The sequence below is a fragment of the Arthrobacter zhaoguopingii genome, assembly GCF_009828595.1.
Lineage (GTDB): Bacteria > Actinomycetota > Actinomycetes > Actinomycetales > Micrococcaceae > Arthrobacter_D > Arthrobacter_D zhaoguopingii.
This window is the reverse complement of the sequence record NZ_WPNY01000018.1, coordinates 13662-39897: the sequence shown is the minus strand read 5'-3', so window position 1 is coordinate 39897 and position 26236 is coordinate 13662. Positions and strand designations below refer to the sequence as shown.

General features: G+C 67.8%; 28 protein-coding genes. 12 read left to right on the top strand and 16 right to left on the bottom strand.

The genetic code is table 11. The features are described from left to right. Nucleotides 1-792, bottom strand: a 792-nt coding sequence (locus GVV86_RS17195; RefSeq protein ID WP_281406970.1) for an aconitase family protein, incomplete at its 3' end; no start/stop codon positions are given. 271 nt (nucleotides 793-1063) lie between these two features. Beyond that, the gene (locus GVV86_RS17190; RefSeq protein WP_159620395.1) at nucleotides 1064-1327 is read right to left on the bottom strand and encodes a YegP family protein; all 264 of its coding nucleotides are present in this window, start codon (nucleotides 1325-1327) and stop codon (nucleotides 1064-1066) included. Between the two features lie 106 nt (nucleotides 1328-1433). On the opposite strand from GVV86_RS17190, the gene GVV86_RS17185 reads away from it, so the two are divergent. Next, nucleotides 1434-1910: a very short patch repair endonuclease gene (locus GVV86_RS17185; protein WP_159620393.1), complete on the top strand. Its 477-nt coding sequence runs from the start codon at nucleotides 1434-1436 to the stop codon at nucleotides 1908-1910. Between the two features lie 59 nt (nucleotides 1911-1969). Beyond that, complete coding sequence (locus GVV86_RS17180; protein ID WP_159620391.1) at nucleotides 1970-2215, top strand: hypothetical protein; 246 nt, start codon at nucleotides 1970-1972, stop codon at nucleotides 2213-2215. A 76-nt stretch (nucleotides 2216-2291) separates the two neighbouring features. On the opposite strand, the gene GVV86_RS17175 is transcribed toward GVV86_RS17180, so the two are convergent. Further along, the gene (locus GVV86_RS17175; protein ID WP_159620389.1) at nucleotides 2292-3050 is read right to left on the bottom strand and encodes an SDR family NAD(P)-dependent oxidoreductase; all 759 of its coding nucleotides are present in this window, start codon (nucleotides 3048-3050) and stop codon (nucleotides 2292-2294) included. A gap of 169 nt (nucleotides 3051-3219) precedes the next feature. Between GVV86_RS17175 and fdhA the strand changes: the two genes are divergently transcribed. Continuing rightward, nucleotides 3220-4437, top strand: coding sequence for a formaldehyde dehydrogenase, glutathione-independent (gene fdhA, locus GVV86_RS17170; protein WP_159620387.1), 1218 nt, complete (start codon nucleotides 3220-3222; stop codon nucleotides 4435-4437). 185 nt (nucleotides 4438-4622) lie between these two features. On the opposite strand, the gene GVV86_RS17165 is transcribed toward fdhA, so the two are convergent. Both GVV86_RS17165 and GVV86_RS17160 read right to left on the bottom strand, forming a co-directional pair. After that, nucleotides 4623-5474, bottom strand: a complete 852-nt coding sequence (locus GVV86_RS17165) for a S1 family peptidase (RefSeq protein WP_159620385.1) — start codon at nucleotides 5472-5474, stop codon at nucleotides 4623-4625. Nucleotides 5475-5681: 207 nt separating this feature from the next. After that, on the bottom strand, nucleotides 5682-6152 hold the full coding sequence (locus GVV86_RS17160; RefSeq protein WP_159620383.1) for an acyl-CoA thioesterase: 471 nt from the start codon (nucleotides 6150-6152) through the stop codon (nucleotides 5682-5684). A gap of 468 nt (nucleotides 6153-6620) precedes the next feature. On the opposite strand from GVV86_RS17160, the gene GVV86_RS17155 reads away from it, so the two are divergent. The 4 genes from GVV86_RS17155 to GVV86_RS17140 all read left to right on the top strand — a co-directional run bounded on the left by GVV86_RS17155 (nucleotide 6621) and on the right by GVV86_RS17140 (nucleotide 9379). Then, nucleotides 6621-7313, top strand: coding sequence for a transglycosylase family protein (locus GVV86_RS17155; RefSeq protein ID WP_159620381.1), 693 nt, complete (start codon nucleotides 6621-6623; stop codon nucleotides 7311-7313). A 172-nt stretch (nucleotides 7314-7485) separates the two neighbouring features. Beyond that, entirely contained in the window at nucleotides 7486-7695 is a 210-nt protein-coding gene (locus tag GVV86_RS17150; RefSeq protein ID WP_133402829.1) for a dodecin, read from the top strand. 121 nt (nucleotides 7696-7816) lie between these two features. Continuing rightward, the gene (locus GVV86_RS17145) at nucleotides 7817-8848 is read left to right on the top strand and encodes an LLM class flavin-dependent oxidoreductase (RefSeq protein WP_159803496.1); all 1032 of its coding nucleotides are present in this window, start codon (nucleotides 7817-7819) and stop codon (nucleotides 8846-8848) included. A 96-nt stretch (nucleotides 8849-8944) separates the two neighbouring features. After that, nucleotides 8945-9379 carry an arsenate-mycothiol transferase ArsC gene (locus GVV86_RS17140; RefSeq protein WP_159803495.1) on the top strand — a complete coding sequence of 145 codons (435 nt, stop codon included), beginning with the start codon at nucleotides 8945-8947 and terminating at the stop codon, nucleotides 9377-9379. Between the two features lie 33 nt (nucleotides 9380-9412). On the opposite strand, the gene GVV86_RS17135 is transcribed toward GVV86_RS17140, so the two are convergent. From GVV86_RS17135 to GVV86_RS17125, 3 genes are all read right to left on the bottom strand, one after another. Then, a complete protein-coding gene (locus tag GVV86_RS17135; RefSeq protein WP_159803494.1) occupies nucleotides 9413-10054 on the bottom strand; it encodes a hypothetical protein in 642 nt (213 codons plus the stop codon). Between the two features lie 150 nt (nucleotides 10055-10204). Further along, a complete protein-coding gene (locus GVV86_RS17130; RefSeq protein ID WP_159803493.1) occupies nucleotides 10205-11215 on the bottom strand; it encodes a hypothetical protein in 1011 nt (336 codons plus the stop codon). A gap of 78 nt (nucleotides 11216-11293) precedes the next feature. Further along, on the bottom strand, nucleotides 11294-12193 hold the full coding sequence (locus GVV86_RS17125; protein WP_159620371.1) for an SDR family oxidoreductase: 900 nt from the start codon (nucleotides 12191-12193) through the stop codon (nucleotides 11294-11296). Between the two features lie 96 nt (nucleotides 12194-12289). Here GVV86_RS17125 and GVV86_RS17120 point away from each other — a divergent pair, with 96 nt between their 5' ends. The 3 genes from GVV86_RS17120 to GVV86_RS17110 are packed head-to-tail and all read left to right on the top strand — an operon-like array spanning nucleotide 12290 to nucleotide 15259. Then, a complete protein-coding gene (locus GVV86_RS17120; RefSeq protein WP_159620369.1) occupies nucleotides 12290-13417 on the top strand; it encodes a type III polyketide synthase in 1128 nt (375 codons plus the stop codon). Further along, the gene (locus GVV86_RS17115; protein WP_159620367.1) at nucleotides 13414-14133 is read left to right on the top strand and encodes a class I SAM-dependent methyltransferase; all 720 of its coding nucleotides are present in this window, start codon (nucleotides 13414-13416) and stop codon (nucleotides 14131-14133) included. Before GVV86_RS17120 ends, GVV86_RS17115 begins: the two co-directional genes overlap by 4 nt. Beyond that, complete coding sequence (locus tag GVV86_RS17110; protein ID WP_159620365.1) at nucleotides 14126-15259, top strand: FAD-dependent oxidoreductase; 1134 nt, start codon at nucleotides 14126-14128, stop codon at nucleotides 15257-15259. The genes GVV86_RS17115 and GVV86_RS17110 overlap by 8 nt, the downstream gene beginning before the upstream one ends. A gap of 18 nt (nucleotides 15260-15277) precedes the next feature. Here the strand turns inward: GVV86_RS17110 and GVV86_RS17105 are convergent, their stop codons facing one another. After that, nucleotides 15278-15910 carry an FMN reductase gene (locus GVV86_RS17105; RefSeq protein WP_133402821.1) on the bottom strand — a complete coding sequence of 211 codons (633 nt, stop codon included), beginning with the start codon at nucleotides 15908-15910 and terminating at the stop codon, nucleotides 15278-15280. Nucleotides 15911-16088: 178 nt separating this feature from the next. After that, the gene (locus GVV86_RS17100; RefSeq protein WP_159620363.1) at nucleotides 16089-16631 is read right to left on the bottom strand and encodes a hypothetical protein; all 543 of its coding nucleotides are present in this window, start codon (nucleotides 16629-16631) and stop codon (nucleotides 16089-16091) included. Nucleotides 16632-16771: 140 nt separating this feature from the next. Here GVV86_RS17100 and GVV86_RS17095 point away from each other — a divergent pair, with 140 nt between their 5' ends. Beyond that, a complete protein-coding gene (locus tag GVV86_RS17095; protein WP_246199883.1) occupies nucleotides 16772-17110 on the top strand; it encodes a DUF3140 domain-containing protein in 339 nt (112 codons plus the stop codon). 9 nt (nucleotides 17111-17119) lie between these two features. Here the strand turns inward: GVV86_RS17095 and GVV86_RS17090 are convergent, their stop codons facing one another. The 4 genes from GVV86_RS17090 to GVV86_RS17075 all read right to left on the bottom strand — a co-directional run bounded on the left by GVV86_RS17090 (nucleotide 17120) and on the right by GVV86_RS17075 (nucleotide 20807). Next, nucleotides 17120-17326: a hypervirulence associated TUDOR domain-containing protein gene (locus GVV86_RS17090; protein ID WP_133402819.1), complete on the bottom strand. Its 207-nt coding sequence runs from the start codon at nucleotides 17324-17326 to the stop codon at nucleotides 17120-17122. A 73-nt stretch (nucleotides 17327-17399) separates the two neighbouring features. Further along, nucleotides 17400-19091, bottom strand: a complete 1692-nt coding sequence (locus GVV86_RS17085; protein ID WP_159620361.1) for a thiamine pyrophosphate-binding protein — start codon at nucleotides 19089-19091, stop codon at nucleotides 17400-17402. Continuing rightward, complete coding sequence (speB, locus tag GVV86_RS17080) at nucleotides 19092-20078, bottom strand: agmatinase (protein ID WP_159620359.1); 987 nt, start codon at nucleotides 20076-20078, stop codon at nucleotides 19092-19094. 150 nt (nucleotides 20079-20228) lie between these two features. Next, a complete protein-coding gene (locus tag GVV86_RS17075; RefSeq protein WP_159620357.1) occupies nucleotides 20229-20807 on the bottom strand; it encodes a helix-turn-helix domain-containing protein in 579 nt (192 codons plus the stop codon). Between the two features lie 205 nt (nucleotides 20808-21012). Here GVV86_RS17075 and GVV86_RS17070 point away from each other — a divergent pair, with 205 nt between their 5' ends. After that, nucleotides 21013-22584, top strand: coding sequence for a sodium:solute symporter family protein (locus GVV86_RS17070; RefSeq protein WP_159620355.1), 1572 nt, complete (start codon nucleotides 21013-21015; stop codon nucleotides 22582-22584). A gap of 116 nt (nucleotides 22585-22700) precedes the next feature. Here the strand turns inward: GVV86_RS17070 and GVV86_RS17065 are convergent, their stop codons facing one another. Continuing rightward, nucleotides 22701-24128, bottom strand: coding sequence for an AI-2E family transporter (locus GVV86_RS17065; protein WP_159620353.1), 1428 nt, complete (start codon nucleotides 24126-24128; stop codon nucleotides 22701-22703). Further along, nucleotides 24125-25858 carry a long-chain-fatty-acid--CoA ligase gene (locus tag GVV86_RS17060; RefSeq protein WP_159620351.1) on the bottom strand — a complete coding sequence of 578 codons (1734 nt, stop codon included), beginning with the start codon at nucleotides 25856-25858 and terminating at the stop codon, nucleotides 24125-24127. The genes GVV86_RS17065 and GVV86_RS17060 overlap by 4 nt, the downstream gene beginning before the upstream one ends. Nucleotides 25859-26236 lie beyond the last annotated feature (378 nt).

Sequence of the window (26236 nt, the reverse complement as noted above, 5' to 3'; positions counted from 1 at the left end):
CGTGGCCCCGGCCGGAATCGACCCCGAGAGCCTGAAGCCGACCACCCGCGGGATCAGCATCGACACCGGCTGGCCCAGCATCGCCGCCTCCGCCTCGATCCCGCCGACCCCCCAACCCAAAACGCCCAGCCCGTTGACCATGGTGGTGTGCGAATCGGTGCCCACACAGGTATCCGGATACGCCCGCAGCACCGTCGCCCCGTCCGCCCCGGTCACCTCCCGGGTCATCACCGTGCGGGCCAGGTACTCAAGGTTCACCTGGTGCACAATGCCCATCCCCGGGGGCACCACCTTGAAATCATCAAACGCGGTCTGGCCCCAGCGCAGGAACTGATACCGCTCCCCATTGCGCTGATACTCGATCTCCATGTTGCGCTCCAGCGCCCCGGCATTGCCGAACACATCGATCTGCACCGAATGATCAATCACCATCTCCGCCGGCGCCAACGGATTCACCTTCTTCGGATCCCCGCCAAGCTCGGCCACCGCCTCACGCATCGTGGCCAGGTCCACCACGCACGGCACCCCGGTGAAGTCCTGCATGATCACCCTCGCCGGAGTGAACTGAATCTCCGTATCCGGCTCCGCCTCAGGATTCCACCCGGCCAGGGCCCGCACATGATCGGCGGTGATATTGGCCCCGTCCTCGGTCCGCAGCAGATTCTCCAACAGCACCTTCAGGCTGAACGGCAGCTTCTCCGCACCCTCCACCGCCCCCAACCGGAAAATCTCATACGACGTACCGGCGACATCGAGAACGCCCTTTGAACCAAATGAATCCGCGGCAGTCATGACCATCGCTCCTTATTGCATTGCGTGAAAAGTTAGTATGCGGCCCAGTCTAGCTTTCGAACCGAGGGAATGTATACATTCGTACACACCAGCGCGCCGTCAAGGACCGCGGGCGGGATCCGGCTGCCACCGGCGGCCGCCAGGACCGGGCGCAGCACGTCGGAGGTTTCTGCGCGGGAGGCCGCGAAAGGGGACCGGGATAAGGCACTAGTTCTCGGCCGGAGAGCTCGCGGGGGGTTTCGGAAGCTCGCCGGAGGTAAGACATGAGGGGTCAGGCGCGGCGGATCTCGCCGACGTCGGCGGCCAGTTCGGCGGTTGCACTTCGCAGGAAGTCCTCCTGGACGAGCTCCTCGCCGCGGCTGTGATCCACGATGGGCCCGGTTCCAGCGATCTCACGGATCAGTTCGATTCCGGAAATCGCTTCCTGCTTGGTGGCGAAGAAAGTTGAAACGGCGACGAGGGAGCCGTCGGGGGCCGTGAGTTTTACCCGGAATCCACCGTCGTGAGCGTCGACCAGTTTGAAGTAGCCAGCCATGTTCTTACCTCCTTGTAAGGGGCCTATTTTCCACCTAGCGGTGTTCAATAATAAGCACACTTAGGGCCCCTTGGCTCATCGGGGAGCGGCACCCTACGATCGGAGGATGGCCGACACCGTCAGCCGCGAACAGCGCAGCCGCAATATGTCCCGGATCCGGGGAAAGAACACCCAGCCCGAACTTGTGGTGCGCCGCCTGCTTCACCGCGCCGGGTACCGGTACCGCCTCCATGGAGCCACCGCGGGAGGCCCGCTTCCCGGACGCCCGGATCTGGTCTTCGCAGGGCGCCGCAAAGTGGTTTTTGTCAATGGCTGTTTCTGGCATTCCCACTCCTGCCGTGCCGGCCAGCGCGCCCCGTCAACCAACTCCGAGTTCTGGGCCGACAAGCGGGAGCGCACCCGCCTGCGTGATCAGCGCCAGCAGGAGGCGCTGCGCGCCCAGGGCTGGCAGGTCTTCATTGCCTGGGAGTGTCGGCTCAAGGAATCCCCTTCGGCCCTGGAGGAACAGCTGAGGGCATTCCTCGAAGCCCCGCCGGGCTCTCCGCCCGGCGGGGGCGAACCCAGCCCGCCGGAGCCCGCGTAGGCTGGCCGGAGGACGACGGCCCAGCAGCGGCCGGAGCATTCAACAGGAGGAGGACACCCATGACGGATTCCAACGGCACCCGGGAGCCGGCCGGCGATCGGCGGGAGAACGTCCTTGAGCCGGAGGCCGGAACCGGCACCGCCGGCGGCCCCGGAGCCAACATCCGGGAGCAGCAGGGGAACTCCGCCGGGGGCATGGTGCCCGCTAGCTTCACCGGCGGTCCCGGATCCGGGGACCCCGGTCCGGACCGCCATCCTGAAGACGCGGCGGACGCCGACGTCGATACGTGGGACAGCGAAGGCTGAGCCCCCCGCGCGGGGCGCAGCGGAGCGCGGGCGGGCTCTGGCCTCAGCGGCCCTGGCTGCGGAGCCGGTGCCTTTCTCAGCGACCCCGGCTGGCGAGACCCGCCACCAGGCGTGACGGCATTGCGCGGGCGATGCCGGCGAGCACCTTATACTTCACGCTGGGTATCGAGACGGCCTTGCCGGCCGCGGCATCGCGGAGTCCCTCGGCGATGACCTGCTCGGCATTGAGCCACATCCAGGCCGGAACGGTTGACTTGTCGAGGCCCATCCGGTCGTGGAACTCGGTATGGACGAAGCCCGGGCATAAAGCCGTCACGGTGATGCCCTCCCTGCCGTAGGCGAGGTTGGCCCACCGGCTGAAGCTGATCATCGCAGCCTTCGCCGCTCCGTAGGTGCCCCGCGGAACGAAGCCGGCGACGCTCGCCACGTTGATGATGTGCCCGCTGCCCCGCTGCCGCATACCGCCGAGCACCGCATGGGTCAGGGCCAACGGAACCTCGACATGGATCCGGAGATGACGCCGCTCCTCCTCGAAGGAGTTTTCGGCGAACGCCTGCCGCAGACCGTACCCGGCATTGTTGATGAGCGTGGTGATGGGCATCGCGTCCCCCGTGAGCCTCGCCGTCACCCGGTCCAGCCCGCCGTCTTCGAGCAGGTCGGCCGGCAGGACCTCCACGGTCACGCCATGCGCCCGCCGCAGGCGGCGGGCGGCATCTTCGAGGCGTTCGGCGTCGCGGGCGACGAGCACGAGATTGGAGCCGCGGGCGGCCAGCGAACGGGCGAACTCGGCACCCAGGCCGGCGGTCGCGCCGGTAATCATAGCGGTCGAAGTCATGGGCCTTACTGTGCCCTTTTCTGCAACGCTGATGCAACCTTCACCCCGTTAGTTTGATGCCGGGCCAGCCCCCCGGCCAACGACGGATTGGACAGGCTGAGAGGCAGGTTCCAGCGGGAATGACCCGGTCATCGATGATCGGGCCAACTGTCAAGGGAAAGGGAAAACCATGACCACGAACAGGGCTGTCGCTTACAAAGGGCCCGGCAAGGTCGAAGTGATCGATACCGAATACCCCACCTTTGAGCTGAAGGACGGGCCCGGGGTCAACCCAGCCAATGTCGGCAGGGCGGTTCACCACGGCGTCATCCTCAAGACGGTGGCGACGAATATCTGTGGCTCGGACCAGCACATGGTCCGGGGCCGCACCACCGCACCGGTGGACCTGGTCCTCGGCCATGAGATCACCGGCGAGGTTGTCGAGGTGGGCCGGGACGTCGAATTCATCAAGCAGGGAGACATTGTCTCGGTGCCCTTCAACATCGCCTGTGGGCGGTGTCGGAACTGCAAGGAGGGCAAGACCGGCATCTGCCTGAACGTGAACCCGGACCGCCCCGGCAGCGCCTATGGGTATGTCGACATGGGTGGTTGGGTCGGCGGCCAGGCGGAGTACGTGCTGGTGCCCTACGCGGACTGGAACCTGCTGAAGTTCCCGGACCGCGACCAGGCCCTGGAGAAGATCCTCGACCTCACCATGCTGTCGGATATCTTCCCCACGGGGTTCCACGGTGCGGTGACCGCGGGGGTAACTGTCGGTTCGACCGTGTACATCGCGGGGGCGGGGCCGGTCGGGCTTGCCGCGGCGGCGAGCGCGCAACTGCTCGGTGCCGCCGTCGTGATTGTCGGCGACCTCAATGAGGACCGGCTGGCGCAGGCCCGCAGCTTCGGCGTGGAGACCGTCGATGTCTCCAAGGGCGATCCCCGGGACCAGATCGAGCAGCTGCTCGGTGTGCCCGAGGTCGACTGCGGCGTCGACGCGGTGGGCTTCGAGGCTCGAGCCCATGGCTCGAAGGACGCCGGTGAGGCACCGGCGACGGTACTGAACTCGCTGATGCAGATCACCGCCGCCGGCGGCGCACTCGGCATTCCGGGGCTCTATGTCACAGGGGACCCGGGCGGCATCGACGAGGCGGCCAAGGTCGGCTCGCTCTCGCTCAGCCTCGGCACCGGGTGGGCCAAGTCGCTGGCCTTCACCACCGGGCAGTGCCCGGTGATGAAGTACAACCGGCGGCTCATGATGGCGATCCTGCACGACAAGGTCCAGATCGCCAAGGCGGTCAACGCCAAGCCGATCGGGCTGGATGAGGCCCCCCAGGGCTACCAGGAGTTCGACGCCGGCGCTGCCACGAAGTACGTGCTCAACCCCAACGGGTACATCGCGGCCTGATCCGCGGCACCGGGCTTTCGCTCACGCGATGGCCCTGGCGTCTCCCGTTCCGGCCGGCGCTGCGCCGGCCGGAACGGCTGCCACCAACAGCCCTTAGCCAGACCCCGGCGCTCCGGGCACGGCAACGGCCCCTCCCACCGGCTTTCGGCCAGCGGGAGGGGCCGTGTTGTTTTCCGGCCCGTCCCTTACAGGTAGAGATCCAACCAGTCCTGCGCCATGGGGATGTCGACGCGCTGGTAGCCGCCGAGGTAGCGGCAGTTTGCCGTGTAGCCATAGCTGGTCACCGCAACCAGGTAGCCGTCGCGGAAGACGGGGCCGCCGGAGTCCCCAAAGCAGGTCCCCCCACCGCCCCGGTTGTCGTTGGGGTTGCCCTGAAGCTGGAGGATCTGCGGCGTGAGCTTCTGGCCGGGTGAGGTTGTGTTGCGGCGGATCAGCGGGTAGCTCATTGGCTGTGGCTTCTGTGGTCCGCTCTCGGGCTTGCGCACCTCGGTGCCGTAGCCGACAAGTTCGAAGATCGTCGAGTTGAGGCGGGGCTGCCCGAACCGGTCGAGGTAGTTCAGTGGAGCGAGCGTTGCGGGGGTGACGCCGGTGACCGGCTTCTCGAGCACGACGACTCCCACGTCGTTCCAGTTGGCCAGGTCGGTGAAGCCCGAGTATTCGGGGTGCGTGGATGCTTTGCCCCAGAGGTAGCCGGCCGCCTCAAGCTCTCCGGGGGTGTAGCCGGCGCTTGGGACGGCCGCGGCAGGCAGCGGTGATGGCGGCGCTTCGGCGATGACCGGGTCGAAGGTGACGAGCGTGACGCCTGCGGTTCCCTCGGTGCAGTGAGCTGCCGTCAACAGAACGGTCGGCGAAATGAGGGTGGCCGAGCAGCGGTACCGCCCACCGTCCGCTCCGTAGAAAACGATCAGGCCCACATTGGGATGGTCGTCGCCGTCGGGTTCGCCGCCGGTGATTGCCGGTGCCGGAAGGGCACCGGCGATGGTGAGCGAAAGGGTGGTCACCAGCAGGAGGGCCAATCTCCTGAAGAAGCGTTTCATTCTGCTGTCCTTTACGGGTGGAAGGGAAACACGCGGACTCGTTAACTGATGGCTCGATGAATCGAACTGCCAGTCGCGAGACACCGCCCCTCCATCCGGGCAGGCTGTTCGCTTCGGGCGAAATCATCATGCTTCTGCGGCCGATGGACCGTCAAGGAATTTTGGGCTGCGGGCGGCAAGGCGTTTGCCCACCCGTCGGCTGCGGCCTCAGGTGAAGACCGGTGCGGCGCGGTGGGGCTCAAGGAGGCGCCGGTGCTCGGCGTCGAGTCGCACGAGCTGCCCCTTCTCGACGAGCAGGAACGCGAGGACAGTCTCGGCCTTGGCGCATACGGCCCGGCTCTCCGGGTCGCGGATCAGGTAGGAAAGTGTGAGGCTGGCAGGAGTGAGCCCACTGACCCAGACGTCGATGACGGCGGGGATATTCCGGTAGTCAAGCGGGGCGGTGTAGCGGACGCGGTGCTCCACGACGAGGGCCTGGACGCCGGGTTCGAGTGAGGAGAACAGTTCGATCTGCGGCGCCCTGCCCGGCAGCCCCGTGCCCGCGGGCGGCCCGAAGGCGGCAATGCGGGCTTCTTCGAGGATTCGAAGCACCTGGACGTTGTTGATATGGCCATAGGCGTCCATGTCGCCCCACCGAAGCGGGACGTGGCAGGTGAGGGCCTGGGGTGGCGATTCCATGACTCCGTTCTACAGCATCACTCAGCACCCTCCGGGGGCCGCAGTGATGAACCTCACCCCGGACGCACTTTTCGCCGCCTCCAGCGGGTTCGACGCTCCACCGCGCCCTCCTGTTGGCAACAAATAGGGCCCTTTTCCTCCCCGGAACGGAGTTACTGGGCGGTAGTGTGACAGACATTTTGACTGAACGCCAGCGTTAGTTTGCACAGTCTTTCAAATGTCAATCACCGTTGCATCTCAGTTTGGCAACGATCAATTTATGGCCTACCGTGGTGGAGGTTCCCCGCCCTGGGGAATGAGACTCGCTGCCGACGTTTGAGCAGCTGCATATGCCCGGTGCCGCCATCACCACATGCTGCTCGTCCGGCGGTTACCTAACCATGACCTCTATATCGTCAAGGTGAGCAGCGGTACTGAGACGTCCGGGGACGGAACGAGTACTGGTGGCCTTTGGGAGCATCAATCCTCATGAAGAATTCCACACTTAGCCTTAACGCACGTCGCGGCCTCGCCGCTGTTGCCCTTGCCGGCCTTGGCCTCGGCGCTTCGGCCGGTGCGGCCACCGCCGCTCCCGCCAGCGACTGGGACGCCCTCGCACAGTGCGAGAGCGGCGGCAACTGGGGCATCAACACCGGCAACGGCTACTCCGGCGGGCTGCAGTTCTCGCCCAGCACCTGGGCCGCCTACGGTGGAAGCGGCTCCGCAGCCGACGCCAGCCGCGAGCAGCAGATTGCCGTCGCCGAGCGTGTGCTCGACGGCCAGGGCTGGGGCGCATGGCCCTCCTGCTCCTCCCAGCTTGGCCTGAACAGCGCGGCCAGCCCCGGTGCAGTCCCTGCTCCCGCCCCGCTGCAGGTCCAGCAGGCCCCCGTGGTCCAGGCCCCCGTCGTCGCACCGGCTCCCGTCGCCCAGGCGCCGGTCGCCCAGGCACCCGCCGTCGCACCGGCTCCCGTCGCCCAGGCACCTGTTGCCCAGGCACCCGCCGTACAGGCTCCCGCCCTCAGCGGAGAGACCTACACCATCCAGTCCGGTGACACCCTCAGCTCCATCGCCGACAAGCTCGGCGTTGCCGGCGGCTGGCAGGCCCTGTTCGCTGCCAACGCTGACACGGTCATCCACGCAGACCTCATCTTCACCGGCAACGTGCTTCAGCTTCCCGCCTAAGCACCACGCCCGGGCATCGCGCCCAACCTCAAGAACCCCCTGCCTCCTGTCGAGGCAGGGGGTTTTTGGGTTGGCCGGGTCCTCCGCGGGCTCTGGACTGCGGTGCCGGCTCGTAATAGTGTTGCGGCCATCCAGCGGCGCCGCCGCGCATCCACATCGTCGAGGAGGACTCATGGCCGGGCACACTTACCGCGTAACGGAGATCGTTGGCAGCTCGCCGGACGGCTCGGATGCAGCAGTGCGTAACGGGATCGCCCGCGCGGCATCGACACTTCACAACCTCGACTGGTTCGAGGTGAAGGAGGTCCGCGGGCACCTCGTCGACGGCGCGATCGCCGACTGGCAGGTGACGATGAAGGTCGGTTTCCGCCTCGACGACTGAGCCCCTCCGCCTTCCTGGCCGGGGCGCGCCCCGGGCTGCTGCGGGGAATGGTGGCGCCGCTGACGGCGTTATGCCCCCTGCGGCACCTCCCGGGCCGCGTCGGCCTATTACAGGAGCACTCATGGCGAAGGAACTCGAGCTTGGACTGGATACGTTCGGAGATGTCACGTCGGATGCCGACGGCAACCTCGTGCCCTACCACCAGGTGATCCGAAACGTCATTGAGGAATGGGTTCTCGCGGACCAGGTCGGCGTCGACTTCTTCGGCATCGGAGAGCACCACCGCTCCGACTTCGCCGTTTCCTCCCCGGAGATGGTGCTGGCGACCATCGCCGGCCGCACCCAACGCATCCAGCTGGGCTCCGCAGTGACGGTCCTCAGCTCCGATGACCCAATCAGGGTCTACCAGCGCTTCTCAACGCTCGACGCCGCCTCCAACGGCCGCGCCGAAGTGATCCTGGGCCGGGGCTCCTTCACCGAGTCCTTCCCGCTGTTCGGATTCGACCTCACGAAATATGAGGAGCTGTTCGAGGACAAGCTGGACCTGTTCACTGAGGTCCGCAAGGAAAGGCCCGTTACCTGGAGCGGCCGCACCCGCCCCGAGCTGACGCAGCAACGCGTCTTCCCCACCACCGCCTCCGGTGAGCTGAAGGCGTGGATCGGCGTCGGGGGAAGCCCGCAGTCGGTCGTGCGCGCCGCCCAGTACGGCATGCCCCTGATGATTGCGATCATCGGCGGCCACCCCTCGCGGTTCGAGCCCTACGTCGACCTGTACCACCGCGCCCTGACGCAGCTGGGCAAGCCCCTCCTGCCGGTCGGGATGCACTCCCCCGGCCACGTCGCCGACACCGATGAGCAGGCCCGCGAGGAGCTGTGGCCCAACTTCGAGATCATGAGGAACCGGATCGGTGCCGAGCGCGGCTGGGGTCCGACAAGCCGCGCCGAATTCGACTCGGAGATCGAGGGTGGCTCCCTGTACGTCGGCTCACCCGAGACGGTGGCGCGCAAGATCGCCGACACGGTGAAGATGTTGAAGGTCGACCGGTTCACGCTCAAGTACGGCTCCGGCCCGATGACGCACGAGTCGCTGATGCGTAATGTTGAGCTGTACGGGACGAAGGTTGTTCCGATGGTCAGGGACATGCTGGCCTAAGGGCGCCGGGGCCGCTGCGGGCCCGGCGGGTATGCCAACGGCCGATCTGCTGGTTTACTTCGGTGTAGCGGATCGGCCCGAGCAAAGGCGGAGCACATGGCGGGGACAACCGGAACCAAGCCCACGGTTCTCTTCGTCTGTGAGTTCAACTCGGCGCGGTCCCAGATGGCTGCCGCGTTCCTCACCCGTTTTGCCCAGGGCCGCGTGGAGGTCCACTCGGGCGGCCCCCACCCGGCGGACCAGGTTGAGAACTCCGCGGTTGAGGCCATGGCCGAGGTGGGGGTGGACATTTCCACCCGGGTTCCCCGGCTGCTCACCCACGACATGGTGATGGCCTCGGATGTGGTCATTACCCTGGGGTATGCCGACCAGGAGCCGAACTTCCCGCATCTGAGGCACGAGGATTGGCCCGTGGAGGACCCGGTGGGCCGGGATGAAGCGACGGTCCGCCGGATCCGCGACGAGATCAAGGGCAGGGTACAGCAGTTGATCACCGAACTGCTGCCTAGGCGTCACGTCGACGCCCAGTAGGACCTCGCGCACGCGGTCCCGCCCACCGGGGCGTCAGGAGCAGCTCGTGCGGTCGATCTCGATCTCCAGCTTGTGCGCCACGTCGTAATCGCGTTCGGATGAGGCGAACCGCACCCGGATGTTTTCCGCGGTGCCGTTGTCCACGCCCTCCTCAAGGGCCACCGCCACGACGATATTGATGTGAGAGTCGGGTGTGAAGCGGTACCCCTTGGCGGGGACCGGGTCCACCAGGAAGGTGCTCGGCTCCGCCGGCTCGGTCGATGGTGCTGCCGAGGCACCGTGTCCGGAGTGGCCCGCGTCGGCCTCCGCCCCATGGTGGCCGTGGCCTTCCTTGTTGGCCGGCGTGATTTCCGCCGAGACCATCCGCAGCCCCTCGGGAGCCCCGAGGGCGATCTCCCCGAACGTGAACTCCTCAAGGGTCGGGTTGTGAAGCATGACCGTGTATTCCTGGAAGCTCTCCTTTGGCTGGACTCCGCAGAGTTTCGCCCCGTCCACTCCGATATTGAGTGGGTCCTCCCCCTTGACCGTGCCGGCCGGGTCGCGTTGCACGGAGCCGGCGGGAACCTCCCGGGCGGCGTTGACGTCGAGTGGGTTTTCCTCGGTGACGCCGCAGCCTGAAAGGAGCACCGTCAGGAGGAGCGCGGCTCCAGCGAGCCGCCTGGGGGTCTTTCTCATCGTCATAGCACTCTTCCGTGGTCGGGGCCTCCGCCACCCCGCCGGAGGAGCGGCCATGCTCTGAAACGTATTCGGAGCCCGGGCCCTGCCGGTTGGGTGCCGGAGGGCCGGAACTGCCGGGGGCGTCGAAGGAGCGCGGCCCGAGGCGGGCTATTCGTAGAGGATATACTCCGGCTGTGGGACCAGGGCGAGGACCTCCGCCGGGGTCATCAGCGGCCCGTGCGCGGCGTCCTCCTCGAAGAAGAGCTTGAAGCCGGGGCGGATGCTGGCCGGCAGCCCGGCGGTGAGCAGCGCGTACGCCTCGGTCTTTGAGCCGGCGCTGCCGATCCCGTCGGCGCTCTTGATCACCTCGACCCCGGGATGCTCGGTGATGGCAGCTTCGTTGGGGACGACGCCCACGGCCACCTGGTGGAAGATCAGGGCCTTCTGCGGCAGCGCCTCGCGGGCGACGAGCCCATTCAGCCACGTGGCGATGGCCTCGATCTCCTCCCCCGCCGTGGAGCCGTACACGGCTCCGGGGAGCTGCTGGTCGGTGATGTCCCACTCCGGATCCAGCGCCAGGCCGACGTCGGGTTCCTTCAGCCACTTCTCGAGGCGCTTCACCTCCTCGGTCATGGATGAGCGGCCCGGCTGAATGTTCAGCAGCAGGATGCCGTCGTGGCGGCGTGCGGCCTCGAGGTACTGCCGGATCGTCTCGTCCGGGGTGGAGGTTCGGTAGGTTCCGTCCGGCCCAGGCTCGGCCTGCACCACGACGGTGATCAGCTCAAGCACGGGCAGGACCTTGCGCCCCGCCGCGAAAGCGGCGCCCTGGGTTTCGATTTCGGTGATCCGCTCGTCGAGGTCCCCGATCCCCAGCCGTCCCAGGCCAGGCGATGAGGGGTGGCCGCTGTAACCCACGAGGCGGTAGGCCGGGAACAACTCCGATCCCCCGCGCGGCAGTTCCTTGGGCCGGGGCGCCGCGGGCGACGGCGGGGGGATCGCCGTCGCGCCCGTTTCGGCGGACGTGGGGGCCGGCGATGCGTGCGCTCCCCGGGTGGCCGGAGGCTCTTCCCCGCCGGGCCCGGCGGGTGCGCCGGGAGCCGCGGCGCACCCCGCGAGGACGACGGAAAAGGCCAGCAGCGCGGTGGCCACCGAGGCGCCGCGGCCTGGGAAAGGTGCCATGGATGTGCCTCCGGCAGGGGGTGGGGATGGGTGCTTCCAGCCTAGCCGGGCGCCGGGTTGCACCTTCTCCGCCCCGCCCTAGGCGAGGTGATTTCCGCCGGTGACGCCCAGCACTTCCCCGGAGACGTACCGGGCGTCATTCGAGGCGAGGAAGACGAAGGCCCCGGCCAGCTCCGCCGGCTGGCCCATCCGCCCCAGGGGGGTGTCCTCGCCGAAGGTCTCAAGTTTCTCCGGCGTCGTCGTCGCAGGCTGCAGCGGCGTCCAGACGGGGCCGGGGGCGACGGCGTTCACCCGGATGCCCTGCTCGCCCAGCAGTTCCGAAAGACTGAAGGTCAGGCTGTTCAGCGCCGCCTTGGTCGCCGCATAGTCCATCAGGGAAGTCGAGGGGTGGTAGCCCTGGATGGAGGTGGTGTTGATGATCGAGGCACCCGCGCCGAGGTGCGGCAGGGCCGCCTGGATCATCCAGACCGTCCCGTAGACGTTCGTCTCGAAGGTCCGCCTCAGCTGCTCGGTCGGAATGTCGGCAATCCCACCGGGCTGGGCGATGTGGAACCCGGCGTTGTTCACCAGCAGGTCAAGGCCACCGAACTCCGCGACGACGCGCTCCACCGCGGTCCGCGCATAGTTTTCGTCGCGGAGGTCCCCGGGCAGGGCGAGCGCCTTCCGGCCTTCGGCCTCGATCAGTTCGATGCAGCTGCGCCCGTCCTCTTCCTCCTCCGGAAGGTACCCGATGGCGACGTCGGCCCCTTCCCGCGCGTAGGCGATGGCGACGGCACGCCCGATACCCGAGTCACCGCCGGTGATCAGGGCCCGGCGCCCGGCCAGCCTTCCGGTGCCGCGGTAGGTGTCCTCGCCGTGATCGGGCCGCGGGTCCATCTGCTCGGTGAAGCCGGGATAGTCCTGAAGGTCGGTCGAGGCCTCCTCCTTGGGCCCGCGGGGGTCATCCTGCTCGAGGGGATGCGCGTTCGGGTTCGACATGCTGCACTCCTTACCGGTCGGTTCGTTCCCTGCTGAGGCAGGAATACTAAGCCTACTGTCATTGTGTTCTGCGTGTGAGTCCCCTAAGAATGGACTATGACAGTGATGCTGAGGTCCCTTGAAACAGCCGTGCCCGCCACGGTCATGGTGCAGAGCCAGGTGCGGGACGTGTTCGCGGCGCAGCCGGACCTGACCCGGCTCGGGACCCGCCTGGTGGGAGCCGCCTTCGACTCCTCCGGCATCGACACCCGCTACACGGCGGTCGAGGAACTGACGCTCGACAGCACCGCCGAGAACCCGGTCTTCTTCGATTCTCGGGAGATGCGGATCCTGAGCCCCAGCACCAAGACCCGCAACGCGGTGTACGCCGAGGAGGGAAGCAAGCTCTTCATCGAGGCCGCCCGCAGGGCCCTTGAGGCCGCGGACGGCGTCGAGGCGGCAGATGTCACCCACGTCGTCACCGTCTCCTGCACGGGGTTCTTCAATCCCGGCCCCGACTACAAGGTGGTGCGGGCCCTAAACCTCAGCCCCGCCGTCCAGCGGTACCACCTCGGCTTCATGGGCTGCTACGCGGCGTTTCCTGCCCTGCGCGCGGCCAAGGCCTTCTGCGAGGCCGACCCCAAGGCTGTGGTCCTGGTGGTCAGCGCCGAGCTGTGCTCCCTGCACGTCCGATCCTCGAACAACCCCGACACCATCGTCGGCTCCTCCCTTTTCGCCGACGGTGCCGCAGCCGCCATCATCACCGCGCGGGAGCTGCCGCTGACCGGCCCCGTCCTGAGCCTTGACCACTTCGAAACGGTGCTCACGCCGGTGGGTGAGGAATCGATGGCATGGAACATCGGTGATGAAGGCTTCGAGATGGTCCTTGGCACCTATGTGCCCCACATCATCGACGAGAACATCGTCTCGGCCCTCGAGCCCCTGCTGGCCCACGACATTTCCCTCGAGGGCAAGGCCTACTCGGACATTGAACACTGGGCGATCCACCCGGGCGGCCGGAGCATCCTCGACAAGGTCGAGGCCAAGCTCGAACTCACGACCGACCAGCTGGCACCGGCGCGGGAAATCCTGCGCAACTTCGGCAATATGAGCAGCGCAACGGTGATGTTCGTGTTGAAGAACATCCTCGACCAGCCCTCCTCCGGCGGCAACGGCCGGGTCTGCTCGATGGCCTTCGGGCCCGGCCTTACCGTGGAGACGGCTCTCCTCACCAAGATCGGATGACCCCCGGCGGATTCCTCCTCCGGCGCGATGCCGGAGCCGTCGAGGAGATGGACAAGCCCGACTGCGACCCGCTCACGCTTGAACGCACCTACTCCCAGTTCGGCCCCGTCAACGCGGTGGTGGCCGGCTGGAGGCACACGTACCGAACGCTCGTGCGCCCCCAGCTTTCCCCCGACCGGGAGAACACGCTGCTCGATATCGGTTCGGGCGGCGGGGATGTTCCCCGGGCGCTGGCCCGCTGGGCCCGCCGCGACGGGCTGGCCCTGTCCGTCACGGCCATTGACCCGGACGGGCGCGCCCACGCCTATGCCACCTCACGCCCGGGGCTTCCCGGGCTGAGCTTCCGCAGGGCGCTGAGCTCCGAGCTTGTCGCCGAGGGTAGACGGTTCACCGTCGTCACCTCGAACCACGTGCTCCACCACCTCGACGCCGGGGCCCTGGCGGGCCTGCTCAATGACAGCGCCCGGCTCGCCGAGCGCCTCGCTGTGCACAGCGACATCGCCCGCAGCAGGATCGGCTACGGCCTCTTCTCGGTGGGGACCCTGCCCCTGCGCGGTTCGTACATCCGCCGGGACGGGCTCACCTCGATCCGGCGCAGCTACACCCCGGCCGAACTCCGGGAGGTCCTGGCGGCCGACCGCCGGCCCGGGTGGAGCGTGGAGAGCGCCGTCCCCTTCCGGAACCTCCTCATCTTCCGGGCCGGCCCGGATGCATGATGTGGTGGTGGTCGGCGGCGGCCCGGTGGGCCTCTACGCCGCCCTTGCGCTGCGGCAGGCCGGGCTGGACGTCGTCGTGGTTGAACGGCGCACTGCGCGCAGCGGGCACTCCCGGGCCATCGGCATCCACCCTCCTGCCCTGGCGGCACTGAAATCTGGGGACGTGTCCGGGGCCCTTCAGGCGCGGGGGGTGCGGATCACCGAGGGAATCGCCCGCAGCGCCGGACGGGAGGTCGCGACCCTCTCCTTCGCCGCCCTCCCAGGGGAGCACCGCTACGTGTTGGCGGTCCCGCAGGCCGTGACCGAGGAGGTGCTTGAAGACCGGCTCGCCGGGCGTTTTCCCGGCACCCTGCGCCGCGGAACCACCGTGACCGGCCTCGTGGAGCGGGACGACCGGGTAGAGATCCACGCCGCGACGCCGGGCGGCGCCGAAGTCTTCGAGGCGCGTCTTGTCGTCGGCGCCGACGGAGCGCACAGTGCCGTCCGGGACTTTGCCGGCATCCGGGCTCCGGGGAGGTCCTACCCCGACTGCTACCTCATGGGCGACTTTCCTGACGGGACCGGCGACGGCGACTCCGCCGTGCTTTACCTCGAAGCCGCAGGCATCGTCGAGTCCTTCCCGCTGCCGGGCGGGGTGCGCCGCTGGGTGGTGCGGCTGGGAGCGCCCGCCGAGCCCGACCCGCACCTGCTCTCGCGCCTCATCGGGCAGCGCACGAGCGTGGCGGTGGACCCGGCAGGGAACACCATGGTCAGCAGTTTCGAGGTGCGTTCCCGGCTGGCCGAGCGGCTTGTCGCCGGCCGGGTGCTGCTGGTGGGCGACGCCGCCCACGAAATCAGCCCCATTGGGGGCCAGGGGATGAATTTGGGCTGGCTCGACGTCGAGGCCCTCGTGCCGCTCATCACGGCACATCTGTGCGACGGCGCCGAGATCGGCCAGCAGCTGGCCCGGTTCAACCGGACCCGGCGCCGGGCCGCGGGCCTGGCGCGGCGCAAGGCCCACCTGAACATGGCCCTCGGGCGGCCCCTGCCTCCCCCGGTACTGGCGGCCCGCAACACGGCCTTCGCGCACCTCTTGTCGCGGCCCGCCGTCTCCTCCGGGATTGCCCGCGCCTTCACCATGCAGTGAGGCAGCGGGCGGCCGGGGCTAGCGGTTGCCCTGGATCTTCGCCAGCAGCTCCTCGAAGGGTGCCGACACCTCGGGCGCCCTGGCCGGCCGGGGGCCGACCGACCCGAGGATCAGTGCCACCAGCTCCTTCGCTGCCCGGCGCGACCTTTGCTCAAGCCCCGGAGCGCCGTCCCCGCTGCCGGCACCCCAGTCCTGCGGTGCGGCGTAGACGGCGGTGGGAACGACGACGGCCCGCAGGTAGCTGAACAGCGGCCGCAGGGCGTGCTCGAGCATCAGCGAATGCCGTGCGCTGCCGCCCGTGGCGCCCAGCAGCACGGGCATCCCCTCGAGGGCCTTGGGGTCGAGGACGTCGAAGAACGATTTGAGCAGCCCGCTGTAGGAGCCGGAGAACACCGGGCTGACAACGATCAGCGCGTCGGCCGCGGCGAGCCGCTCCTGGACCGCGGCGAGAGCCGGCGGGGCGAAACCCGTGACGAGGTGGTTGGCAATATCCAGGGCGAGCTCGCGGAGCTCGATTGTTTCGACCTCGGCGGTGGCGCCGGCCGCCCCAAGGGCCTCAACAGCGGACTCCGCCAGCTGGTCGGCAAGCATCCTGCTTGATGAGGGAACGCCCAAGCCCGCCGAAACCACAACAATTGAAGGTGTAGACACCGGAAAACCCTTCTCGAATTACATACATTTGCATGCACATGACTCAACTCCGGGGACGCCGGTTTCATTCCCCTCCGCGGGAGGCGAACACCTCTGGTGGCTAAACGGCAAGTGGCTCCCCGCGCCATGCGCCGGGAGCCACCTCTTCCTCAGCGCCCCCTGCGGGGCCGCCGGGGGCCTACTTCCTGCCGAAGAATCCGTCGAGCACATTGGTGGGCCGCTGCATCTCACCCTGGTGGGCTGAGAGGACCACAACGGTTCCGCTGACGACGGGGAGCGCCCACTGCAGCATCTTGAGCTGCGACTGGGCCTTGGCGAGCTCATCCGAGGCACCGGGGCGCGGCTCCGTCGCGCCTTCGCCACCCTGTTCAGCCAGTTCGGCGACCTTCTTGCCCATCATGCCTGCGTAGAGGGAAAGCGCCATGCCGGCCACCGTCACGACGCTCTTGATCACCGTATTGGCCCCCACGCCGTCCTGCTTGGCCAGGCGGCCCTTGTTGCCGTAGATCAGCCCGATGCCGCCGACGGCGTGCGCGACGAACGCACCGATCTGCACCGGGGTCCACTTCGCCCATCCGAGGCTTGAGAGGCGTGTTCGCTCGCTGGGGTCCTTTGCTTTGCCGGTGGCGCCGTTCAGCCCCACCGCTCCCATGAGGGTTCCGCCGAACCATGCGGCCGCGCCGAGGTCGTGGGCGGATCGAGCCAGAAGGTTTCCTGCCATGATGTCGTACTCCTTAGTTCTCGAAAATCGACCTACCCTCTACCTTTATCAGCCTGCTTACGATTAAGCTACGGGAAGCCCCGAAAACAGGAAGTACGCGGATGCCGGCACGGGAACCCGCGCGGCGAAGGGAGTGACCGGTGGCAACGAATGGTACGGATCTCGACGCGGTGTGGCCCCAATGGAGGGAATCTGTCAATATGACGGCCGCGGAGCTGAAGAAATGGCTTGACACCGACGAGTCGCTTTCCGTTGGCCAGAAGGACGGCGGGGAATCAGTCGGGCACGCCTCGGGCCGCCGGATCGTAGAGATCCTCGAAACCCGGAAGGCGGACCTGTCGGAGAACGACGTCCAGCACATGGCGAAGGTGGTCGGCTACGTGCACCGGCATCTCGCGCAGACTCCGGGCAAGGACGACCTCGAACACTCGAGGTGGCGTTACTCCCTGATGAACTGGGGCCACGATCCACTGAAGTAGCGGACCGGCCTAGGAGGGCTTACTGAGGGCGCTCTGCTTGTGGGCCGCCTGCTTGCCCGACTTTGCGCTCTCGACGATGTAGTAGGGCTCGTCGGAGGACGCCTTGAACTTCTGGCCGTCAAAGGTGAATTCCTTCTCCCGCTTCTCGACGACCTTGCCCTCGGTCGTCCCCTGCGGTGTGTTCCAGGTGACCTTCTCGCCCTTGCGGAATGACATCGATGCGCCCCTTCTGTCCGGCCTGCGGGTAGGTAAACCCTACCTGCAGGCCGGCGCGCGGCACAGGCCCGGCTCAGTCGGCCAGGTGCGTGGGCGCGAAGAGGCGCAGCAATGTCTCGACGACGACGACGTTCGGCCCCTCGGCCGCGAGGCTCTTCTCGAGGGCCTCCCGGACGTCGGCGGGTGCGACCCTGCGCGCCGGTACGCCGAAGGCCTCGGCGAGCTTCACGAAGTCGGGCCGGGCCAGCTCGGTGGCCGTCGCCTTGCCGAAGGCCCCCTCCATGTATTCACGCAGGATGCCATAGCCGCCGTCATCGACAATGAGCCAGGTGACGGGGAGGTTGTGCTGCTTCGCCGTCGCCAGCTCCGCGATGGAGTACATGGCCGAGCCGTCGCCGGAGACCGCGAGCACCCGCGGCGGCAGGCCCTTGGATTCCAGGCCCACGGCGCCGCCGATGGCGCCGGGGAAGCCGTAGCCGAGGCCGCCGGCGCCCTGTGCCGAGTGGAACTGTCCGTCGCGTGAGTCCCAGCAGCTCCACGCCCAGTAGGCGGAGATGGTCATATCCCAGAAGGTCTGCATCGAGTCCGGCACCGCTTCGCGGATGTCGGCCATGAATTGGCGCTCCATCCCCAGGTCCTGGGCGTCGAGGCGCGCCGAGACCTTGGCGAGGGTCTCGGCGACCAGCGCTGCGGCGTCATAGCCCTCGGTGCGTCCGCGGTCGAGCGTCGGCAGCGCCTCGTCGAGGGCCTTGAGTGCCTGCCCGGCGTCGGCGCGGATGCCGAGGGCCGGGCGGTTCGATTCGAGGACGCGGGGTTCGGCGTCGACCTGGATGATGCGCCCACGCGGTTCGAGGGTGAAGTAGTTGGAGGTGACCTCACCGAGGGAGGAGCCGATGACCAGCAGGAGGTCCGCGTCCTCGAGCACCTCGGTGACGTAGCGGTCCTCGACCCAGGACTGCAGCGACAGCTCGTGGTTCCAGGGGAACGCGCCGTTGCCGCCGGGCGAGCACACGACGGGGGCGCCGAGCTTTTCGGCGATGGAGAGCAACTCAAGCTCGGCCCTGCCGCGGCGCGCTCCGCCGCCGGCAACGATGGCGGGACGCTTGGAGGCGGTGAGCCACTCGATCGCTTCACGGACGAGCTCGACGCGCGGGGGGTTGTCGAACGGCTCGGCGAGGGCATCCTCGACCCGGGGCACCATCACCGGGTCCAACAGCACGTTCTGGGGCACCTCGATCCAGACCGGCCCCTGCGGCGAGGAGACGGCCTCGGTCCAGGCGTCCTGGATTGCGGAGGGGATCCCCGAGGCGTGCTGGATCAGCCGCTGGCTCTTGGTGACGTTCGCCGCCGAGGCCTTCTGGTCGTCGAGCTGGTGGAGCATGCCCTTGCGCCGCGCGCCGAGGCCCTCAAGCGGGATCTGGCTGGCGATCACGATCATCGGGACGCCGGTGGCATAGGCCTCCTGGAGTCCCGCCAGCGAGGTGAGCGCGCCGGGGCCGGTGGAGAGGAAGAGAACGCCGACCTCACCGGTGGCCCGGGAGAAGCCGTCTGCGGCGAACGCCGAATTGTTTTCCACCCGGGACGAGACGAAACGCAGCGGCGAGCGGGACAGGGCGTCGAAGAGCCCGAGGGCGTGCTGGCCGGGGATGCCGAAGACGGTGGTGGCGCCCAGGGCGGTCAGCGTCTCGACGACGAGGTCACCGCCGTTGCGCTGGCCGGTGAGGGGCTGGGGCGGAACTGAGGCGGCGCTGTCGGTGATTTCCATTCAGCTTTCCTTCGAAGGCGGGGTGAGGTTGTCGGCCATGAGGCTGACGAGGTCGTAAGCGACGTGGGAGGCCGCGACGCCGGTGATTTCGGCGGTGTCATAGGCCGGGGCCACCTCGACGACGTCGGCGCCGACGAGGTTGAGGCCGCGCAGCCCCCTCAGGATCTCAAGGAGTTCCCGGCTTGTCATTCCGCCAGCTTCGGGGGTGCCGGTGCCCGGGGCGTGGGCGGGGTCGAGCACGTCGATGTCGACCGAGACATACAGCGGCCGGTTCCCGATGCGGTCCCGCAGCCGGGCGATGACCTCGTCGACCCCCTGGCGGAACACATCGGAGGAGGTGACGATACCGAAGCCGAAGCGCCGGTCGTCCTCGAGGTCCTTCACGCCGTAGAGGGGTCCGCGCGTCCCGACGTGCGAGATGGCCTCAGTGTCGAGGATCCCCTCCTCGACGGCCCGCCGGAAGGGCGTCCCGTGGGTGTATTCCGCACCGAAGTAGGTGTCCCAGGTGTCGAGGTGCGCGTCGAAGTGGAGCAGCGCCACGGGTGAACCGGCACGCTCGGAGGCCGCCCGCAGCAGGGGCAGGGCGATTGTGTGGTCCCCGCCGAGGGTGACGAGCCGGGTTCCGCCGGCGGTCAGGTCGAGCGCGTTGGCCTGGACCGTCTCGATGGCCTCGTGGATGTTGAAGGGGTTGACGGCCATGTCGCCGGCGTCGGCGACCTGGACACGTTCGAACGGCGAGACGTCGAGCGCCGGGTTGTAGGGGCGCAGCAGACGTGATGCCTCGCGGACGTGGTTGGCGCCGAACCGCGCCCCGGGCCGGTACGAGACGCCGGAGTCGAAGGGAACCCCCACCACGGCGATGTCGGTGCGGTCCACCTGGTCGAGGCGTGGGAGCCGCGCGAAGGTCGCGGCGCCGGAGTAGCGCGGCACGCGGGCCGAATCGATGGGGCCGAGGTGGCCACCTGCCGTAATGCGCAGTTCTTCCATGGGCGTCGTCCGTTCCTCAGCGGTGCGCAGGCGGCACACCGCAAGTTGCTAAATATGCATCAATAGTTTTTCGTAAGGCTAATTGCGCGCCGGGTACCGGGTCAAGGCATGGAGCGTCAATGACGTCGGTGGTCCGACCCCGCCCCCGCCCTACTTCCCCGAGGCCGCCGGCACCAGGGTCCAGAGGATGACGGCGCGGTCCCCCGAGGGGTTGGCCCACGTGTGGGGCTCGCGTCCCGGGAAGGTCACGGTGTCCCCCGCCTGCAGCTCGAAGCGCTCATTGGAGAAGATCAGTTCGAAGGAGCCCTCCACCACGTGCAGGGTCTCCACCTCGCAGTCCACCGAGTACAGTTCGGCCTCCCCGCGCCCGTGCGGCTCGATCACGGCACGGATCATCTGCAGCCGGCGTTCCGAGCGGGCGGTCATCAGCCGCTCGACGATCCCCTCGCCGCCAAGGCTGATCCGGGGGGCGTCCTGCAGGCGGGTCAGGTGGGTTTCGGGGGCCAGGAACAGGTCGCCGATGGAGATCGAGAGGACCTGGCACAGGGTCACGAGCGAGGCTACCGAGGGCGAGGTGAGGTCGCGTTCAACCCGGCTGAGGAAACCCTTCGTGAGCCCAGTCGCCTCCGCCACCTGCTCGATGGTCATGCGCTGGGCCTGCCGGGCTGCGCGGATGCGGGAACCGATCGCCACCGGGGCGTTGGTGGGTTCGACGGGCAGGGCCTTCATGGCAATCCTCTTTCCGCGGGGCATGGGTTGCGGGGACCGAGCTGCTTCCCTGGGGTTGCGGAGACTCGGTTCGAGCATAGCGATCCACCGCGCCGTTCCCCGACCGCAGACCAGTCAACCGCTTGACCTGTGAGCTCCATCACTATAGCCTACTACGAAACAACTGTTGATTAGCATGCAACTTCGACGTCTGCGGGAATGAGCTATGGAATACCTCAATATGACGATAGTGGTTATATATCTGGTGGCCATGCTGGGGTTTGGCTGGTGGGGGAAGTCCCGCACCCGCAATGCCAGCGACTACCTGGTAGCCGGCCGGCGCCTTGGGCCCCTGCTCTACACCGGCACCATGGCCGCCGTCGTCCTCGGTGGCGCCTCAACAGTCGGCGGGGTGGGGCTGGGCTATACCTACGGGATCTCGGGAATGTGGCTCGTCGTCGCCATCGGCACCGGCGTGCTGCTGCTGAGCCTGCTGTTCGCCCCGACCATCCAGCGGCTGAAGATCTATACGGTTTCCCAGATGTTGAGTCTCCGCTACGGCTCGGAGGCGACCAAGGTGTCGGGGATCGTCATGCTCGCCTACACGCTGATGCTCTGCGCCACGTCGACCGGTGCCTATGCGACCATCTTCGTCGTCCTCTTCGGCTGGGACCGCGCCCTCTCCATCGCCATCGGCGGAATCATCGTCGTGATCTATTCGGCGATTGGCGGAATGTGGTCGATCACGCTAGCCGACATGGCCCAGTTCGTCATCAAGACAATCGGGGTCTTCGCCCTGATGCTCCCCTTCTCCCTCTCGGCGGCCGGCGGTTTCGACGGCATCGCCGAGCGGGCCGGATCCGAGTTCTTCAACATCACCGGCATCGGCGCTCAGAGCATCATCACCTACTTCGTCGTCTATACCCTGGGCCTGCTCATCGGCCAGGACATCTGGCAGCGGGTCTTCACCTCCCGCACGCCGGAGGTCGCCCGCTGGGGCGGCGCCACGGCTGGCATCTACTGCATCCTGTACGGCGTCGCCGGAGCGGTGATCGGCATGTCAGCCAGCGTCATCCTGCCCGACATCGCATCGCGGGACGATGTGTACGCCGACATCGCCATCAATGTGCTGCCCATCGGGATCGGCGGCCTCGTCCTGGCTGCCGCCGTCGCCGCAATGATGTCGACGGCCTCCGGCTCGCTGATCGCCGCTGCCACGGTAGCCCGCACCGACGTGCTCCCCTACGTGAGGAGCTGGACGACCCGGAGGGACGCCCGGTCGGCCACAACCGGTACGCGCATCCACACCAAGCCCGCCGGGAACGCCGAGGCACATGATGTCACTGCCAGCAGGTGGTGGGTGTTTGGGCTCGGCGTCACGGCCATCGCCCTCGCCATCGTCGTCCAGGACGTCGTCGCCGCATTGACGATCGCCTACGACATCCTTGTCGGCGGACTTCTTGTCTCGATTATCGGCGGCCTCGTCTGGAAGCGCGGCAACGGCCTCGGCGCCGGGGTCTCCATGGCCGTCGGGACGCTCGTCACCCTCGGCACCATGATCTACCTCGAGGTGAACGCCGAGAACCAGTACGACGGCATCTACGCGAACGAGCCGATCTACTTCGGCCTTGCCGCCTCCGCCTTCGTGTACATCGCGGTTTCCTTTGCAAGCCCGCCCACCAGTCCGGCCGTCATGAGCGCCTGGGAAGACCGCGTGGCCGGCAATGTTCCCGACGATGAGGCGCCGGGCGTCGAAGCGTCCGCCGGCGGGGCATCGGCCCTTCCGGATCGTCCGTAGCCGGATGTAACAGCCCAAGGGCCCCTCCCGCAGCGCGGGAGGGGCCCTTGGTTTTTTCAATCAGCTGTTCGGCCGGCTGTTCAACCGGCGCCGGTCAGTGGGCGCCGGTCAGTGGGTCAGTCGTCAAGGGCGGTGGAGCCGCCGCTGTCCCGGCGGTCCCGCCGCTCCCGCCGGGTCGCAGAGGAAGCAGCCGCGCCGGTATCCTCGGAGCCGTCGCCGTGCGAGCCGGTTCCGGGGGTGCCGGGGGAACCGGCCGTGGCCGGGACCGACGGCTCCTCCGCGAACTGCTTCGAGGATTCCTCGGTCTCCGGGGTGACACCGCGCGACGCGACGCCGGGGCGGTTCTCATCGGAGCGCTTGGCGGCCGCGAGCTCGGCCAGCTCGACGGCCTGGGGGTCGTCCTTGGGGAGAGTGCTCAGGCCGTGCCCGCTCTCATCGAGGGCAGTGGCCTGTTCGGCTTTGACGATTTCCGTATCGGTGATCGCGTCGTCCTCCTCCTGGTTCCACGCCTTGATCGCGGCCCAGGTGACGGCGGCCACCGGCACCGACAGGATGGCGCCGATGATGCCGGCAAGGATGGTTCCGGCGGTCAGGGCGAGCAGGATGACCAGGGCGTGGACGCTCAGCGTGCGTCCCATGACGACCGGCTGGAGGAAGTTCCCCTCGAGCTGGTTCACCACGATGACGACGATGATCACAATCAGCGCCGCAGTGGGACCGTTGGAGACCAGCGCGACCAGGGCTGCGAGGACCCCGGCCAGGGTGGCCCCGACGAGGGGGATGAACGCCCCGATGAAGACGATGACGGACAGTGGAAGGGCCAGCGGAATGCTGAGGACGGCAAGCGCGATGCCGATGAACACGGCGTCGACGAGTGCCACGATGGCCGTTCCCCGGACGTAGCCGCCGAGCACGGCGAGGCTGCTGTAGCCAACCCGGCGGGCCTTCACGAGCCGCTTGCCCTTGAACGCCCGCAGGATGAAGGCCCAGATCTTCTCGCCGTCCTTGAGGAAGTAGAAGAGGATGACGGCCATCAGCAGGCCGCCCGCGATGAAGTTGGTCGCGGCACTCAGGCCGGACAAAGCCCCGGCGCCCGCGGTGCTGCTGGTGGCGAAGTCGACCACCGCGTCCCGGGCCTGCTGGATCTGGCCCGAGTCAACGGGAATCGGGCCGTTCTCGACGAAGGCATAGAGCTGGTCGAAGCCCTGCACGGCGCTGTCGACGAGCTCACCGGCCTGGTTCTGCACGGCGAACACAATGCCGGTGATCAGCCCTCCAAACAGGAGCAGGAGAAGCAGGAAGGAGAATCCGGTGGCCGCGGAGGCGGGCCAGCCCTTGCGGCGGAGCCAGTGCACGAGCGGCACGATGGCCGAGGCAAGGATCAGGGCAAGCAGAATTGGGATCACCACGAGGCGCACCTGGATCAGGGCGTAGACGGTGACCACGGCGAGCAGCAGCATCAGGAGGACCTGGGCAGAGCGCAGGCTGGCCCGGCCAAGGCTGTCCTTCCAGGGATTCGTCGTTTCTGGTGCATTGACGCTCATGGTGCCTGTCTTCCGGTAGGTGTTGTTGGCTTGCTGTTCAGGAGGCTGGTGCGCACCTCGCGCCGCAGAACTTTCCCGATCAAGGACCGGGGCAGTTCGTCGACCGCGAAGATGCGGCGGGGAACCTTGTAGGCGGCCAGACCGTCCCGGCAGCGCTTGCGGAGGGATTCCTCGTCGAGCTCCGCTCCGTCGGCCATCACGACGGCAGCGACGACGTCCTCCCCGCCGCCGGGCCGTGGCAGGCCGACAACGGCGGCATCGGTGACCGGGCCGCAGGCTCGAAGGGTGTCCTCCACCTCGGTGGGAGCCACGTTGAAGCCCCCGGTGATGATCAGTTCCTTGATCCGGTCGACGATGCTGACGTAGGAGTCGGCGTCGACGCTCACAATGTCGCCGGTGCGGAACCACCCTCCCTCAAGCAGCACGGCATCGGTTTCTTCGGGCTTCTGCCAGTAGCCGGAGAACACCTGCGGGCCACGGATCAACAGTTCGCCGGCCTCTCCGGGCGGCCTCTCCACGTCCGGGCGATCGGGGTCGACGACCCGGATGTCGGTGTTGGGGAACGGGACGCCGACGGTGCCCGGCCGCCGGGTGGGGCCGATGGGATTGCCAAGAGCCACCGGGGAGGTCTCGGTGAGCCCGTAGCCCTCAACGAGGTACCCTCCGGTGGCCTTCTCCCAGCGGACCACCGTCTCCGGAGGCAGGTTCATGGCACCGGAGATGGCGAACCGGATGCTCGAGAGGTCGATCCCCCGCTCCTCGGCGGCCGCGGCGAGCCGGTCGTAGATGGGGGGAACCGCCGGCAGGAACGTCGGCGGGCTCTTCCGGACGGCCTGCAGCACGAGGTCGACGTCGAACCGCGGGAAGAGGACAAGCCGCGCCCCGATGCTCATGGCGAAGGTCAGGCACAGGGTCAGCCCGTAGGCGTGGAACATGGGCAGCACCGCGTAGACGACCTCCTCCCCTTCAAGAAGTCCGGGCACCCAGGCACGGCCCTGGGCGGCGTTGGCGAGCAGATTGCGGTGCGTCAGAACGGCGCCCTTGGGGGTTCCCGTGGTGCCGCTGGTGTATTGGATGACTGCGGTGTCGCCGGACGCGGGCCGGGGATGCCCCTGATCCAGCGGCGGGGATGCCAGCAGCCCTTCCCAGCGGTGGAGAGGGTGCGGCCCGGTGAGTTTTTCCGACGGGGTCAGGGCGGACCGGGCGCGGCGGGCGGCGGGAAGCGGCAGATTCAGTGCGAGGCGCTTTCCGGCCGGCAGCGCGCGGGTGAGGTCGACCGAGACGATCGCTTCGAGCCCGAGGTCCTGTGGGAGCCGCTGGACCTGCGGAACCACCTTGTCCCACACCACGGCGACCTTCGCGCCGTGGTCCTCGAACTGGTGGCGCAGTTCCCGGTCGGTGTAGAGCGGGTTGTGTTCAACGACGATCGCCCCGAGCCGGAGCACGGCGTAGAAGGCGGCGATGTGCTGCGGGCAGTTGGGAAGGACGAGGGCCACGCGGTCCCCTGCTGTGACTCCGAGCCGGCGCAGCCCTTCGGCGATGCGCAGGACGTCGGCACCCAGCCGGCCGTACGTGGTCTCCGATCCGAAGAACTCGAGCGCCGTGCGGTCCTCGTGGCGGGCTGCTGCGGATTCGAGCAGGTCGAACAACGATCCGTCCGGGACCTCGATCTCGTGTGGCACGCCGGGCGCGTAGCGCGCCGTCCACGGACGGGAGAACTCCGATTTCATAAGCCTGCTTCCTGTTTTGACCCTGCTGACTCTACCGTGCCGCACTGGCGTCACGGTAGCGCCCCCTGTGTATTCTCGACGATCCGGTGCGCGGATTGGTGCTTCCCCGCCGCGCCGCCGAGAAACGGCGCATCGGGACAACCAGCCCACCGGTCGAAAACACGTCGGGCGCGGACACGTTAGACTGTCGGCAGCGAAGGGGAGTAGCTCCGCGGCCGGTGTGCCGCGAGGCCTGTCGACATACTGGCGTCAATTGAGCCGCCCGGCAGTCCACCGTCAACAGGGCGGCGAGCGAGACCTTCGGCCAGAACACGTCCACGTGTTGCAGGCCGGAGCTCCACCTACCCGGCGATCACTGCAGCAGGTTTAGAGGAGCAT